Below are 14625 nucleotides of genomic sequence, written 5' to 3'. Positions count from 1 at the left end.
CGGGCCGGGGGCTCTGCTTCACGCCAGACCCAGCGCGAAGACCGCGAACCCCGCCGCGAGCACCCCCGCCGTCGCGCGGCGGGCGTTCGCGGCACGCGTCCCCGCCTTCCACGGCGTCTCGAACCGCCGGGCGTACCGCGCGATCAGCACCAGCAGCGCGGCGAACACAGGCATCCAGGCCAGCCGGGCCAGGACCCAGCCGAGCGTGTCCGGGCCGGTCGTCGGTCCGGGCACCGCAGCCCCAGGGCGCGCAGACCGTCGAGGGCGCGGTCGCGGTGGCGGGGGTACGGGCTTCTATACGGGAGGCGAGGGCGCGCAGGCTCATCGCGTGGCCCCTTCCGCTGCCGTCTCCCCGTACGTGCCGTCCGCGATCGCGGCGAAGGCGTGGAGGGACTCGGTGCCGGGGGCGAAGTAGCCGGTGTGCCCGTGTGCGTCATGGGCCGGCACCCGACGGGCGCCGAACTCCGCGGAGGTCGGGTCGGCGCCGTGGCCCAGACCGGCGAACTCGACGTTCGGTACGTCGTCGATCCAGTCGTCGGGGTCCTTGGCGGCCCACACCCGGGCGTCGGTCCGCAGATCGCGGACGTTGTCGGCGCGCATCCCGGGCGAGCCGAGGACGACCAGGTCGGTGGCGTGCAGCCGGGGCGCGGCGAGGCCGCAGACGACGGAGCCGTAGCTGTGGCAGAACACGGCGGGCGCGGGCACACCGGCGGCCGCGAGTCCGTCCGTGAACCGGGCCAGCCGGTCCGCGCCGGCCTCGGCGAGCGATCCGGTCGCGGCGTCCAGGCCGACCCCGACGGGGGTGGTGTACCCGGCCCAGGCGATCACCGCGCTGCCCGGACCGGTCTCCGCGTACAGCGACTTGGCCATGCCGGCCGGCGTTCCGTACACATCGTTCGTACGGTCGAAGGTCCCGGCGTCGATGTCCGAACCCGGCACCACGACGGACACCCGGTCCGCGGTGCTCAAGTCCCCGAACACCTCGGCGACCTGGCCGCGGCCGCGCGGGTCGAACGCGAGGATCAGGCGCTGCGGGTCCGCGGCCAGGCTTGCGTACCGGGGGTCGTGATCAGCCTTCAGGGCAAGGGCGTTGGCCCGGTAGCGCAGTTCGACGGGTACGCCGTCGAGGTTCCCCACGACGAGTGGATGCCGGGCGACCAGGGACTGGCGCTCCCCCTCACTCAACCCCCGGAAGAACAAAGCCACTTCCGCGGGAGTGTCCCGCGCCGGATCGGGCAGCTCCCGCCCCAGTACGTGATCCGACCGCCAGGCGGCGGTGCCGGGCGGCGGCCCCGTCAGTGCCTGCTGGGCATTCCCCGACGCCCAACCGGCGGTCCCTGTCACGATGGTGGTCGCCAGGGCGACCGCGACCAAGGTCCTCGCATAGCGGCGCATCCGACCCTCCCTCTCCGGCTGAGCCGGCTCCCGCACGCCTTCGGTGCGTCGGGGAGGAAGGTAGGAAGACGACGGGTGCGGGGGCGTCACACCGAGGGGCCAAGTGCGGGGTGATACCGGGGTAGGGGGTGTACGGGGGGCCACCCCGAAGGCGTTCGGGGGGATCACCCCGCGCCCGGCACCACCAGCCCCGCCTCGTACGCGAAGATCACCGCCTGGGCGCGGTCGCGCAGGTCCAGCTTGGCCAGCACCCGCCCGATATGGGTCTTCACCGTCTGCTCGGCCAGCACCAGCCGCCCCGCGATCTCCTGGTTCGACAGCCCGCGCGCGATCAGCTCCAGTACCTCGGTCTCGCGCGGGGTCAGCCCGTTCAGCCGCAGTGCGGGCCCGCTGCGGGCGGCTCCGGACGGCCGCTGCCGGGCGAAGTCCGCGATCAGGCGCCGCGTCACGGACGGCGCCAGCAGCGCGTCGCCGGCCGCCACCACCCGGACCGCGGAGATCAGGTCCGCGGGCGGGGCGTCCTTCAGCAGGAAGCCGGACGCACCGGCGCGCAGCGCCTCGTACACGTAGTCGTCCACGTCGAAGGTGGTGAGCATCAGCACCTTCGGCACGTGCACCACGCCCACCGGCGGGTTCAGCAGCTCGCGCGCCGCCGCCAGCCCGTCCATCTCGGGCATCCGCACATCCATCAGGACCACGTCCGGATGAGTGCGGCGGCTGACGTCGACGCCCTGGCGGCCGTCCGGCGCCTCACCGACCACGTCGATGTCGGCCTGCGCCGCCAGCAGCGCCGCGAACCCTGCCCGCACCATGGCCTGGTCGTCGACGATGATCACACGGATGGTCACGAGTTCTCCGGATTCGAGGGCGGGACAGGGGAGACTGAAGGAGCTGAGGCGGGTGGCAGGGGGAGCCGCGCGGCCACCCGGAAACCACCGTCCGGCAGCGGTCCGGTGTCGAGCGTGCCGCCGGTCAGCCGTACGCGTTCACGCATTCCGACCAGCCCGTGTCCCGTCCCCGTCGTCTCCACGGGAGTGCGCGGAGCGAGCGACGAACCCGTGCGCTCCGGCGGGTCGTTGACGACCAGCACCGTCAGATGGGCGCCGTCGGAGCTGATCGACACCCGGGTCCGGGCGCCCGGCGCGTGCCGGACCACGTTGGCCAGGGCCTCCTGCACGATCCGGTACGCGGACAGGTCCACCGTCTGCGGTACGCCCTTCAGCCCGGCAGGCAGCGACAGCTCGGCCGGCAGCCCGGCCCGTACCGTCGCCTCCACCAGCTGCTGCACCCGGTCCAGCCCCGGCTGAGGCGCCCGCTCGCCCTTCGTACCCTCGCTGCGCAGCACCGTCAGGAGCCGCCGCATCTCCCCGAGGGACTCCCGCGCACTCGCGGCGATCGAAGCGAACTCCGCCCGCGCCTCGTCCGGCAGCCCCTGCAACCGGTACGGGGCGGAGTCGGCCTGGACCGTGATCACAGACATGTGGTGCGCGACCACGTCGTGGAGCTCGCGGGCGATCCTGGTCCGCTCCTCCAGCAGCGTCCGCTGGGCCCGCTCGGCCTCGCTGATGGTCTCCTGCTCGGCGAGCAGGCGCCGTGCGTCGCCCCGTTCCCGTACCGCCGCGCCGATCACCAGCACCACGGCGCCGAGGATCAGGAACAGGATCGAGTTGTTGTCGCCGCGCTCGCTGGAGGCCAGATACAGGATGAGCCCCGCCGCCCCCGGCGCCAGCCAGACGGCGATCAGCGTCCGCCGACGCTCGCGCAGGCTCAGGGCCAGGAGAAGGAAGAGGTAGCTGATGAAACCGGGCGGTGTCCACGGCCACGCGGAGTTCTGCCCGCCGTCCTGGCCGAGCAGCACGATCGCGGTCAGGACCTGGGCCGGGAAGATGATCCACCAGGCCTGCAGCGGGCGGTGCGCCAGCATCAGGAGCGGCGCGGCCTGCGCGACGGCGAGCGCTCCCGCGATGCCACCGCGCAGGCCGTACTGATCGTTCAGGACGGTGATCGTGACCGGGACGAAGACGGCGACGAGCGCGAGGACGACGACGTAGGGCACCAGGCGCTGCCACTGCTTCGGCGCGTCGGCCAGGAGCGGTCTCGGAGGACGGGACGGGTGGGACAGCGCACGGGCGATCTCGCGCAGATTGCGGAGGGTGGCGCTCAGCACACCGTCCGCCGGAGAGTGCGGGGGAGCGGGCGGCGACGATGGCGACGGGGGCGGAGAGGAAGGGGGCATGGCCTGATCAGCGTAGGCAGCGAAGCCGCCCGCCGGCGTCATACCGGGGTTCCGTTCTGCGGCCGCGCCACTCGTACCGGGGTATCACCCGCCGGTACGGAAGGGGCGGCCGCAGACCGCTACAGCTCGGCGAGCAGCTGGGCCTTCTTCGCGCTGAACTCGTCGTCCGTCACCAGACCGGCCTGGTGGAGCTCCCCGAGATGCCGGATCCGCTCCGCGATGTCCGCCGGGTCCCGTCGTCCCGCGCCCACCAGGGCGGCCGCGGTCGGGACGGGCGTGGTCTGCTTCCTGCGGACCGATTCCAGTACGGCCGCGGCGAAGGGCAGCGACTCGTGCACCGGGCCGTAGCCGAGGCCGAAGATCACCGCGGCCGGGTCCTGATCCACGCGGGTCGGAGGCGCCGCCATCGGCTGTGCACTCGGGGCGGTGCTCGTCAGCAGGCCCGCGCCCGGACCGGTGGCCGCCGGTCCGGCGCCCGGACCGGTGGCCGGGCCCACGGACTCCAGGCCGCGCGGCACCAGTCGCAGATAGCCCTCGAAGGCCTCGGGCGAACGCCACTCGACCCCGCTCAGCTCCGCGACCGGGAACGTCTGGTCGCCCGCTTTCCACTTCTCCGACGAGGCACCCGTCCAGAACCAGCGGAAGGAGATCCGGTCCCCGTCGAAGCTGGCCCTGGCGTCGTACGCCTTGAAGTGCATCGGGGCCTCGGGCGCCGCGACCAGGAACCGGTCGGCGGGTTCGCCCGAGTCGGGTCCCAGCCGTGCGCGCAGCTCGTCCGCGTAGTACTCGGCGAGGGTCTCGCGTTCGGCGGGGAGCACCAGGCGGTACGGATCGCAGCCGTCCTTCAGCTGCCCGGCCGCCGCCTCCAGCAATGGATCGGCACCGGGTCTCGGGACCGCGCGCAGCACCACCGTGCCCCGCTTGCCCGGAGTCAGCGTCACCGACGACAGCGCCGCATGCGGCACACGGCGCTCACGAAGGCTCTGGAGGAGCCTCGGTGTACGGATACCCCGTTCGAAGCGGATGAGCACGGAGTCGGTGTCGAACTCCCAGGTGGCCTGAATTCCGGCCAGCACATCACCCATGTGCCTCATCGTATGCGGCACTTGCCCGCTCGTCCCCCTTCGGAGGTCCTCACAATTCGTGGCCGGTCGCGGATCTCTACGCGCGTCAGACCTGTTCGCGCGGTCGTTTGTGCGCGTCAGGAGGTCTCACGGCCGGAAATCCGGTTGTGGCAGCCGTTGTCGTCCTGGGCACAGGTCACGGAGGCGTAGGCGCCGGCACCGATCGCGGCGAAGTTGCCGAGGCTCGCGGTCCCCGGCTCGAAATAGCCGCTGTGGCCGACCGCGTCGCCCGCTGACGCGATCCGCGCGCCGAAGTCCGGATCCACCGGGTCGGCCCCGTGGCCGAGCCCCCCGACCTCCAGGTTCGGCACGTCCTCGATCCAGTCGTCCCGGTCCCGCATCGCCCACACATTGGCCCGGGTGTGCAGCTGTCCGGCGTTGTCGGCCCGCATGCCGGGGCTTCCCGCGACCGCGATGTCCGACACCCGGTCGGGCAGTTGGTCCGCGGCGACGCCGCACAGGACGGAGCCGTAGCTGTGGCAGAACAACGAGACGGGCGCGGTCCCCGGGAGCGCCCCGACAAGTGCCTCGAGCCGGACCGCCCCGCGCTCGGCGAGGTTGCCCAGCGCCGCGTCCATGCCGATGCCGGCCGGTGCGGTGTAGTCGGCCCAGGCGATCACCGCGGTCCGCACGCCGGGATGTGCGGCGCGCTCGGCCGCGTACAGGGACTTGGCCATGCCGACGGGCGCGGCGTTCGTCTTGCTGCCGGTGCGTTCCAGCGTCAGCAGGTTCGTATCGACGCCCGGGACGATCACCGAGACCCGGTCGGCCCGGTCGAGGTCGCCGAACACCTCGGCGGCGTGGCCACGGCCCGTCGGGTCGAACGCGAGGAAGTGCCGGCCGTCGGCGAGCATCGACCGGAAGCGGTCCGCCCGGTGCTGCGCCTCGGCGCGGCCGTCGGGGGAGAGCCTGGGGTCGTGCACCCGGGCCTGCTCGGTCGTGCGCGCCTGAACCAGCGCCAGCCGGTTCGCCCGGTAGCGCAGGGTGACCGGGGCGCCGTTCAGATTCCCCACCACGAGGGGGTACTTGCGGGCCAGCCCGGCACTCTGCGCGTCCGTGAGCGCGGCGAAGAAGTGCGCCAGCTTGTACGGAGGCGCATCCGCCGAAGGGAGCGCGTGTCCCGCTATCGAACCCTTGGCCCAGGAAGCGAGTGCGACAGTGCGTGGCGTGCCGGAGTGCTGATGACGCACGGCGGTCCAGCCGGTGGTCGCCAGCATCACGAACACGACCGCGATGGCGAGAAGAGCGCGCCAGGCGGTGAGCGTGGGGGAGGAGTCGAAGGAAGTCACTTCGGCCCACATTAGGAGACGCGCGCAAGACGTCGTTGAGCGGGTGACGCACATCACCCGACTACGGGGAAGAGAACACCGTTTCGCTCACGCTGTGTTCGGCCTTGCGGCACGCTCCGACGCGCCCGGCGCCACCGGAGTGCCGCATCGGGGCGCCGTGGCCCGCCTGTTGTGAGGTCGGTCATGTGCCGGGCCCGAGACGTGCGGCACACCACCTCAGTTGAGGGGCGCCGTCCCGGCCGCGTGCGCACGCCAGTCCCCGGCGAGGGCCGGGCCCAGCTGGTCCAGGTAGGTCTCGGTCAGTGTCCGCAGCGAGTCCATGCTCCCGTCGCAGCCCCGCCCCCACAGCTGCCCGGTCACCCGCATCACTCCGGAGAACGCGGCGACGGCGACGCGCGGCCGCGGGTCCTGTGTCATGTCCAGGCCCTCGCGCTCGGCGATGAGCCCGGCGATCTGCTCCTCCAGGGCGACGCTGCGCCGCATGTGGGCGGCGAGCAGGGAGGGGGTCGATTCGATCATCTGGTACGCCCGCATGTGGAGTTCGACCGGGATGAGGGCCTCGATGGCCTCTCCGATACTGTTCCAGGCGCTCAGGACCGCGCGACGCATGGCCTCGAAAGGGGTTTCGGCGGCGGGACGTTGACGCAGTTCGAGGATGAAGCGCGACTCCACCATGTCCTGGACGGCGAAGACGACCGACTCCTTGCCCGCGAAGTAGCGGAAGAAGGTGCGCTGGGAGACCTCGACGGCGTCGGCGATCTCGTCGACGGTGGTCTCCTCGTACCCCTGGGTGGTGAAGAGATCGAGGGCGGCACGGAGCAGGGCGTCCCGGGTGCGTTGCTTCTTGCGTTCACGCAGCCCGGCCGGAAGGCCCGCGGCTCGCTGCCCGTCGGTCACTGAACTGGTCCTCTTTCCCCTGCTTTGTCCAGCTCAGCCTACCTGTGAGCTACGTGACAGTTACCGACTTGTGAATTGGTTTGTCAACTGTCAGTGACTGACACTAATCTCCCGCGTATGACTAGTCAGCCCACCCTAGAGAAGGCGTCGCGGGAGCCCCAGGGCCCTGCCGGCTCCGCACCTGCCAAGGGGCTGCGCGGCCACCCCTGGCTGACGCTCTTCTCCGTGGCCATCGGCGTGATGATGGTCGCGCTCGACGGCACGATCGTCGCGATCGCCAACCCCGCGATCCAGAATGACCTCAGCGCCTCGCTCGCCGACGTCCAGTGGATAACCAACGGTTACATGCTGGCCCTCGCGGTCTCCCTGATCACCGCGGGCAAGCTCGGTGACCGGTTCGGACACCGCCAGACCTTCCTGATCGGTGTCGTCGGCTTTGCCGCGGCATCGGCAGCCATCGGCTTCTCCGGCAGCGTCGTCCTGGTGATCGTGTTCCGCGTGCTGCAGGGCCTCTTCGGCGCCCTGCTGATGCCGGCCGCGCTCGGCCTGCTGCGCGCCACCTTCCCGGCCGAGAAGCTGAACATGGCGATCGGCATCTGGGGCATGGTGATCGGCGCCTCGACCGCGGGCGGCCCGATCCTGGGCGGCGTGCTCGTCGAGCACGTCAGCTGGCAGTCCGTCTTCTTCATCAACGTGCCGGTCGGCGTGATCGCCCTCGTCATGGGCGTGCTGATCCTCAAGGACCACCGCGCCGAGAACGCGCCGCGCTCCTTCGACATCGCCGGCATCGTGCTGCTGTCGACGGCGATGTTCTGCCTGATCTGGGCGCTCATCAAGGGCGCGGAGTGGGGCTGGGGCGACGTCAAGACGGTCGGCTTCCTGGTGGGCGCCGTCGTCCTGTTCGGCGCGTTCACCCTCGTCCAGCAGCGTGTCAGGGAACCGCTCATCCCGCTGGCGATGTTCCGTTCCGTGCCGCTGTCCGCGGGCACGGTGCTGATGGTGCTGATGGCCTTCGGCTTCATGGGCGGCCTGTTCTTCGTCACCTTCTACCTCCAGAACGTGCACGGTCTGAGCCCCGTGGACAGCGGTCTGCACCTCCTGCCGCTGACCGGGATGATGATCGTCGCCTCGCCGCTCGCGGGCGCCATGATCACCAAGTTCGGCCCCCGGGTTCCGCTCGTCGGCGGCATGGTGAGTACCGCGGTCGCCATGTTCGGCATGTCCCAGCTGACCGTCGACACCAGCACCCTGACCATGTCGATCTGGTTCGCCCTGCTCGGTCTCGGCCTCGCGCCGGTCATGGTCGGCGCCACCGAGGTCATCGTGGGCAACGCCCCGATGGAGCTCTCCGGCGTCGCCGGCGGTCTGCAGCAGGCCGCCATGCAGGTCGGTGGCAGTCTCGGTACGGCGGTGCTGGGCGCGATCATGGCAGCCGGCGTCGACTCCGAGCTGCCCGGCAACTGGAAGGCAGCGCAGCTTCCGCCGCTGTCGCCCGAGCAGCTCGACCAGGCGTCCTCGGCCATCAAGGTCGGCATGCCGCCGGTCGCCGAGGGAACCCCGCCGGACGTCGCGGGCAAGATCGTGAACGTCGCCCACGACACCTTCATCTCGGGCATGAGCACGGCGTTCATGGTCGCCGGCGTCGTCGCGGTCATCGCCGCCCTGGTCGCCACCCTGACCAAGCGCGGCGAGAACGCCGAGGCGGGCGCGGGCGCCGGTCACATCTGACCCGACCCGCCCCGGCGCCCCACGGCGTCAACACAGCGCGTACGACAGCCCTGCCGGAACGTTCCGGCAGGGCTGTCGCCTATCAGGGTGGTCCCGCCCCCGGGCCCCTTCCCGGGCCGCCGCCGCGCGGCTCAGGGTGGACGCGGAAGATCCACATCACCACGGGGGTTGATTCACATGCGTACGACCGTTGTCGCGGCAGCCCTGGCCGCCACCGCGCTCCTCCCACAGGTCCCGGCCCAGGCCGCACCCGGCCGGCTCGGGGACTGCGGAAGCGGCCAGCTCTGCCTCTGGGCGAAACCCGACTTCACCGGCGCCCGTCAGGTCCACGAGCTCTCCACCATCGACATCGAGAGCTGCGTACCGCTGAAGGCGGGGGCCACCGTCCAGGCCCTGGTCAACCGCACGGGCCGCCCCGTCACCGCCTACCAGTCGGCGGAGTGCGACGAGACCGGCGAGTTCGAGACCTACCCGGGCGGCGGCACCTGGGTCCCGCGCATCCCGTACCAGGTGCGTGCCTTCAAGATCTGGGAGAACTGACCCACAGGCGGCCGCGGAGGACCGGCCCGCAGCCCGGGCCCGGGAGGACGGACCCGCGGCCGCTGTGTGCGGGCCCCGGGAGGACGGGCCCGCACACCGGAGCACACAGCAGTCAGCACACAGCACCGCGGGGCGGCCGGACCCCTTCGGGTCCCGCCGCCCCGCGTCGTGCGTTCCGCCCCTACGCGTCGCCGCCCGCGGCACCGGGATCGGCGGAGGCCACGTCGAGCAGCTCGTAACGGTCGACCGCCGTCTTCAGCGCCGAACGGTCGATCCGCCCCTCCTTCGCGAGCTCCGTGAGCACCGCGAGGACGATCGACTGCGCGTCGATGTGGAAGAACCGCCGGGCCGCCCCGCGCGTGTCCGCGAAGCCGAAACCGTCCGCACCCAACGACTGGTACGCACCGGGCACCCAGCGCGAGATCTGGTCCGGCACGGACCGCATCCAGTCCGAGACGGCCACGAACGGCCCCTGCGCACCGGACAGCTTGCGCGTCACGTACGGCACGCGCTGCTCCTCCTCCGGGTGCAGCAGGTTGTACCGCTCCACGTCCACGGCCTCGCGCCGCAGCTCGTTCCAGGAGGTCGTCGACCAGACGTCCGCCTTGACGTTCCACTCGTCGGCGAGGATGCGCTGCGCCTCGACCGCCCACGGGACCGCCACACCGGACGCCATGATCTGGGCCGGGATCTCGCCCCTCTCGCCGCTGCTGTAGCGGTAGACGCCCTTCAGGATGCCCTCGACGTCCACGTCGGCGGGCTCGGCCGGGTGCTGGATCGGCTCGTTGTAGACGGTGAGGTAGTAGAAGACGTCCTCGTTCTCGTCGGGCGTCCCGCCGTACATCCTGCGCAACCCGTCCTGGACGATGTGCGCGATCTCGAACCCGAACGCCGGGTCGTACGCGACACAGGCCGGGTTGGTCGAGGCGAGCAGTTGCGAGTGGCCGTCCGCGTGCTGGAGGCCCTCGCCCGTCAGCGTCGTACGCCCGGCGGTCGCGCCGAGCACGAAGCCCCGCGCGAGCTGGTCGGCCATCTGCCAGAACTGGTCACCCGTGCGCTGGAAACCGAACATCGAGTAGAAGACGTACACCGGGATCAGCGGCTCGCCGTGCGTCGCGTACGCCGAACCCGCGGCGATCAGCGAGGCCGTGCAGCCCGCCTCGGAGATGCCGTCGTGCAGCATCTGTCCGGTCGGCGACTCCTTGTAAGCGAGGAGCAGATCGCGGTCCACCGACTCGTACTGCTGCCCGAGCGGGTTGTAGATCTTCGCGCTCGGGAAGAACGCGTCCATGCCGAAGGTGCGGTACTCGTCGGGCGCGATCAGCACGAAACGCTTGCCGATCTCCTTGTCCCGCATGAGGTCCTTCAGGATGCGGACGAACGCCATGGTGGTGGCGATCGACTGCTGACCCGAGCCTTTCTTCGCGGTCGCGTACGTCTTGTCCTCGGGCAGGACCAGCGGCTTCGCCCGCACCACACGCGTCGGGACGTAACCGCCCAGACCCTTGCGGCGGTCGTGCATGTACTGGATCTCCTCCGAGTCGCGGCCCGGGTGGTAGTACGGCGGGTTGCCGTCCTCCAGCCGCGAGTCCGCGATCGGGATGTGCAGCCGGTCCCGGAAACGCTTGAGGTCCTCGGCGGTGAGCTTCTTCATCTGGTGGGTCGCGTTGCGGCCCTCGAAGTTCGGCCCCAGCGTCCAGCCCTTGACCGTCTGCGCCAGGATCACCGTCGGCTGGCCCTTGTGGGCCTTGGCCGCCGCGTACGCCGCGTAGACCTTCTTGTGGTCGTGACCGCCGCGCCCGAGGTGCAGGATCTGCTGGTCGGTCATGTCCTTGACCATGTCGCGCAGCCGCGGGTCGTCACCGAAGAAGTGGTCCCGGATGTACGCACCCGTCTCGGTGGCGTACGTCTGGAACTGCCCGTCCGGCGTCGTGTTCAGCTTGTTGACCAGGATGCCCGTGCGGTCCTGCGCCAGCAGCGGGTCCCAGGAACGGTCCCAGACCAGCTTGATGACGTTCCAGCCGGCGCCCCGGAACTGCGACTCCAGCTCCTGGATCACCTTGCCGTTGCCGCGCACCGGGCCGTCGAGGCGCTGCAGGTTGCAGTTGACGACGAAGGTCAGGTTGTCCAGGCCCTCACGGGCCGCGATGGAGAGCTGGCCGAGCGACTCCGGCTCGTCCATCTCGCCGTCACCGAGATACGCCCAGACGTGCGAATCGGAGGTGTCGGCGATGCCGCGCGCCTCCATGTAGCGGTTCATCCGCGCCTGGTAGATCGCGCCGAGCGGGCCGAGGCCCATCGACACGGTCGGGAACTCCCAGAAGTCCGGCATCAGCCGCGGGTGCGGGTAGCTGGACAGGCCGTTCGGAGCCTTCGACTTCTCCTGGCGGAAGGCGTCGAGCTGCGTCTCGCTCAGCCGGTCCAGCAGGAACGCGCGGGCGTAGATCCCGGGGGAGGCGTGTCCCTGGAAGAAGATCTGGTCGCCGCCCCGGCCGTCGTCCTTGCCGCGGAAGAAGTGGTTGAAACCCACGTCGTAGAGCGATGCGGAGGAGGCGAACGTGGCGATGTGCCCGCCCACGCCGATCCCCGGACGCTGCGCACGCGAGACCATCACGGCCGCGTTCCAGCGCGTCGCGTTGAGGACCTTGCGCTCGATCTCCTCGTCGCCGGGGAAGAACGGCTCGTCCTTCGTGGCGATCGTGTTCACGTAGTCCGTGCTGCGCATCTCCGGCACGGCGACACGCTTCTCGCGCGCGCGCTCGATGAGCCGGAGCATGAGGTAGCGGGCCCGCTCACGGCCTCGCTCGTCGACGGCGGCGTCGAGGGAGTCGAGCCATTCCTGGGTCTCTTCGGGATCGAAATCCGGGACCTGACTCGGAAGGCCGCCAATGATGATCGGGTTGCGATCGGATCCGGAAGCCACGCTGTTCCTTCGCTGTTCGGTGCTGCTCTACGGGGCCTGGGCACGGGAGTGGTCCCCCCGGTGTGTCTGCGCGTACGCCATCCCATCGTGTACCGCGAGGACGCAAACGTCATCTCTACCGAGAGGTAACCGGCGACTTTCGCGACTCCGTGTCCCGGACGGGCGCACGGGCCGCGCCGAAGCCGGGATCCGGCCGGGCCGGAGGCGCCGGACACGAGGCGCCGGGCCATGAGACATGGGGCGCGAGGCATCGGGCAGGATGGGCCGGGAGGGATGGGTCGGGCCAAACCGCAACCATACGCCCAAGGCGGCCAAGCGTTCCCAAACGCTGTTCGACTCCGATTGCCGGACCGAAACCGCATAAGCTGTTCAAGGACGTAAAGGGTGTGGACGGCAGCGCCGGCTCCCGCAGAGGGTCCGCCGACAGTGCGGTGACGTGGCAGGGAACGTCACCGTTTAGGCGGTCTCGTACGCTGGGTACTTGCGCGATCCGCCGCTCCCGTGTGGACTACGGCCAACGCCCCGCGCACGCGCGTGGCTGAAGCATTTTCCGAAACATGATCAGGAGGCAACCCGTGAGCGCGACCGCGGACCACGCGGAGGAGCGGACCAACCCGGCAGCACGCCTGGGGTTCGAGCCCGGACAGGTGGTCCAGGAGATCGGCTACGACGACGACGTCGAGCTGGAGCTCCGTGAGGGCATTGAGGCCACTACCGGCCAGGATCTCGTCGATGAGGAGTACGACGACGTCGCAGACGTCGTCCTGCTCTGGTTCCGCGACGAGGACGGCGACCTTACGGACGCGCTGGTGGATGCCATTGGTCTGCTCGAGGACGGCGGTACGGTCTGGCTGATGACGCCGAAGACCGGCCGTGACGGATACGTCGAGCCGAGCGACATCAACGAGGCTGCCCAGACAGCCGGTCTCGCCCAGACCAAGAGCATCAGTGCGGGCAAGGACTGGACGGGCAGCCGTCTGGTCACGCCGAAGGCGGCCAAGGCCAAGCGCTGAACCGCACTCGCCCCTGAAGGCCCCCGACGGCATCGCGCCGTCCGGGGCCTTCGTACATTCCCCCGCACGTCCGCAGGAACCTTCCACGGGTGCTGCACGGCCGCCCCACGCCTCTGCGTAGGGTGGGAGTCACCCGGACAGCCCAGCCCGGCGACGTAGCGAAGGGACGCGTTTCATGGCGATCGAGGTCGGCACCCAGGCCCCGGATTTCGAGCTGAAGGACAACCACGGCCGGACCGTGAAGCTCTCCGACTTCCGCGGCGAGAAGAACGTGGTGCTGCTGTTCTACCCGTTCGCCTTCACCGGCGTCTGCACGGGAGAGCTCTGCGCGCTGCGCGACGAGCTGCCCACGTTCGAGAACGACGACACACAGCTGATCGCCGTCTCCAACGACTCCATCCACACCCTGCGCGTCTTCGCCGAGCAGGAGGGCCTCGAGTACCCGCTCGTCTCGGACTTCTGGCCGCACGGCGAGACCTCGCGCGCGTACGGCGTCTTCGACGAGGACAAGGGCTGCGCGGTGCGCGGGACCTTCATCATCGACAAGGAGGGCGTGGTGCGCTGGACGGTCGTCAACGGCCTGCCCGACGCGCGCGACCTCAACGAGTACGTCAAGGCGCTCGGCGCTCTCTGACCCGAGATCCGGTGGATCTCGGGGCGACCCCCGGCCAAAAGCCTGTTTTGGCCGGGAACCGGTCACTAGGATCCAGTCGTTGATCGGATGCCAACACGACGTGGAGGCGCCGGCACCGGCCGGCCCCCAAAGAAACCAATGGGAGGACTCGTGGGAGTCAGCCTCAGCAAGGGCGGCAACGTCTCGCTGACCAAGGCCGCGCCCAACCTGACCGCGGTCATCGTGGGTCTGGGCTGGGACGCTCGTACCACCACCGGCGGAGACTTCGACCTCGACGCCAGCGCGCTGCTGACGAACGCCGAGGGCAAGGTCGGCAACGACGGCAACTTCGTCTTCTTCAACAACCTCAAGAGCCCCGACGGTTCCGTCGAGCACACCGGTGACAACCTCACCGGTGAGGGCGAGGGCGACGACGAGGTCGTCAAGGTGAACCTGGCCGGTGTCCCGGCCGACGTCGACAAGATCGTCTTCCCGGTCTCGATCTACGAGGCGGAGTCCCGCCAGCAGAGCTTCGGCCAGGTGCGCAACGCGTACATCCGCGTGGTCAACCAGGCCGACAACACCGAGCTCGCGCGCTACGACCTCAGCGAGGACGCCTCGACGGAGACCGCCATGGTCTTCGGCGAGCTGTACCGCAACGGTGCGGAGTGGAAGTTCCGTGCCATCGGTCAGGGCTACGCCTCGGGTCTGCGCGGCATCGCGCAGGACTTCGGCGTCAACGTCTAGCCGGCAGTCCGGGGCGCACGTCCCGGACCGCACCAGCACGTCCCGTCCGGCGCCGCCCCCAGTGCGGCGCCCGACGCGCGCGGGAGACAGATTAAACGGTTGAACAACGGTTGAACGACT

The 14625-nt window shown here is 70.4% G+C and carries 12 protein-coding genes and 1 pseudogene; 5 read left to right on the top strand and 8 right to left on the bottom strand.

From position 1 onward, the window contains the following. Positions 1–18 precede the first annotated feature (18 nt). From ABT025_RS25585 to ABT025_RS25555, 7 genes and pseudogenes are all read right to left on the bottom strand, one after another. Positions 19–243 (bottom strand): annotated as a pseudogene (locus ABT025_RS25585) (acyltransferase family protein); the annotation flags it as partial. Positions 244–321: 78 nt separating this feature from the next. Then, positions 322–1395, bottom strand: coding sequence for an alpha/beta hydrolase (locus ABT025_RS25580; RefSeq protein ID WP_350998906.1), 1074 nt, complete (start codon positions 1393–1395; stop codon positions 322–324). 164 nt (positions 1396–1559) lie between these two features. Beyond that, positions 1560–2243 carry a response regulator gene (locus ABT025_RS25575; protein ID WP_350998903.1) on the bottom strand — a complete coding sequence of 228 codons (684 nt, stop codon included), beginning with the start codon at positions 2241–2243 and terminating at the stop codon, positions 1560–1562. Beyond that, positions 2240–3631 (bottom strand): sensor histidine kinase, encoded by a 1392-nt coding sequence (locus ABT025_RS25570; RefSeq protein ID WP_350998900.1) that lies wholly within the window; start codon positions 3629–3631, stop codon positions 2240–2242. Before ABT025_RS25570 ends, ABT025_RS25575 begins: the two co-directional genes overlap by 4 nt. A 119-nt stretch (positions 3632–3750) precedes the next feature. Beyond that, positions 3751–4716 (bottom strand): DUF4429 domain-containing protein, encoded by a 966-nt coding sequence (locus ABT025_RS25565; RefSeq protein WP_350998897.1) that lies wholly within the window; start codon positions 4714–4716, stop codon positions 3751–3753. A gap of 116 nt (positions 4717–4832) precedes the next feature. After that, a complete protein-coding gene (locus ABT025_RS25560) occupies positions 4833–6044 on the bottom strand; it encodes an alpha/beta hydrolase (protein WP_350998894.1) in 1212 nt (403 codons plus the stop codon). 216 nt (positions 6045–6260) lie between these two features. Next, complete coding sequence (locus ABT025_RS25555) at positions 6261–6941, bottom strand: TetR family transcriptional regulator (RefSeq protein ID WP_350998892.1); 681 nt, start codon at positions 6939–6941, stop codon at positions 6261–6263. 117 nt (positions 6942–7058) lie between these two features. Between ABT025_RS25555 and ABT025_RS25550 the strand changes: the two genes are divergently transcribed. Both ABT025_RS25550 and ABT025_RS25545 read left to right on the top strand, forming a co-directional pair. Beyond that, positions 7059–8669 carry an MFS transporter gene (locus ABT025_RS25550; RefSeq protein ID WP_350998889.1) on the top strand — a complete coding sequence of 537 codons (1611 nt, stop codon included), beginning with the start codon at positions 7059–7061 and terminating at the stop codon, positions 8667–8669. Between the two features lie 177 nt (positions 8670–8846). Next, a complete protein-coding gene (locus ABT025_RS25545; RefSeq protein ID WP_350998886.1) occupies positions 8847–9209 on the top strand; it encodes a peptidase inhibitor family I36 protein in 363 nt (120 codons plus the stop codon). A gap of 181 nt (positions 9210–9390) precedes the next feature. On the opposite strand, the gene aceE is transcribed toward ABT025_RS25545, so the two are convergent. Beyond that, positions 9391–12132 (bottom strand): pyruvate dehydrogenase (acetyl-transferring), homodimeric type, encoded by a 2742-nt coding sequence (gene aceE / locus ABT025_RS25540; RefSeq protein ID WP_350998883.1) that lies wholly within the window; start codon positions 12130–12132, stop codon positions 9391–9393. Between the two features lie 575 nt (positions 12133–12707). Here aceE and ABT025_RS25535 point away from each other — a divergent pair. From ABT025_RS25535 to ABT025_RS25525, 3 genes are all read left to right on the top strand, one after another. Beyond that, on the top strand, positions 12708–13145 hold the full coding sequence (locus ABT025_RS25535) for a DUF3052 domain-containing protein (protein ID WP_148017457.1): 438 nt from the start codon (positions 12708–12710) through the stop codon (positions 13143–13145). Positions 13146–13320: 175 nt separating this feature from the next. Further along, positions 13321–13779 carry a peroxiredoxin gene (locus ABT025_RS25530; protein ID WP_350998881.1) on the top strand — a complete coding sequence of 153 codons (459 nt, stop codon included), beginning with the start codon at positions 13321–13323 and terminating at the stop codon, positions 13777–13779. Between the two features lie 150 nt (positions 13780–13929). Beyond that, positions 13930–14505: a TerD family protein gene (locus ABT025_RS25525; protein ID WP_266930369.1), complete on the top strand. Its 576-nt coding sequence runs from the start codon at positions 13930–13932 to the stop codon at positions 14503–14505. Positions 14506–14625 lie beyond the last annotated feature (120 nt).

It is taken from the genome of Streptomyces sp. NPDC002809 (genome assembly GCF_040295435.1).
GTDB lineage: Bacteria > Actinomycetota > Actinomycetes > Streptomycetales > Streptomycetaceae > Streptomyces.
The sequence above is the reverse complement of the archived record's forward strand: the minus strand, read 5'-3'. Positions and strand labels throughout refer to the sequence as shown.

Excerpts from the sequence above, each read along its gene's own strand:
- ABT025_RS25580 (WP_350998906.1), bottom strand. The coding sequence starts at position 1,395 with ATGCGCCGCTATGCGAGGACCTTGGTCGCGGTCGCCCTGGCGACCACC.
- ABT025_RS25570 (WP_350998900.1), bottom strand. The coding sequence starts at position 3,631 with ATGCCCCCTTCCTCTCCGCCCCCGTCGCCATCGTCGCCGCCCGCTCCC.
- ABT025_RS25565 (WP_350998897.1), bottom strand. The coding sequence starts at position 4,716 with ATGGGTGATGTGCTGGCCGGAATTCAGGCCACCTGGGAGTTCGACACC.
- ABT025_RS25550 (WP_350998889.1), top strand. The coding sequence starts at position 7,059 with ATGACTAGTCAGCCCACCCTAGAGAAGGCGTCGCGGGAGCCCCAGGGC.
- ABT025_RS25545 (WP_350998886.1), top strand. The coding sequence starts at position 8,847 with ATGCGTACGACCGTTGTCGCGGCAGCCCTGGCCGCCACCGCGCTCCTC.
- ABT025_RS25530 (WP_350998881.1), top strand. The coding sequence starts at position 13,321 with ATGGCGATCGAGGTCGGCACCCAGGCCCCGGATTTCGAGCTGAAGGAC.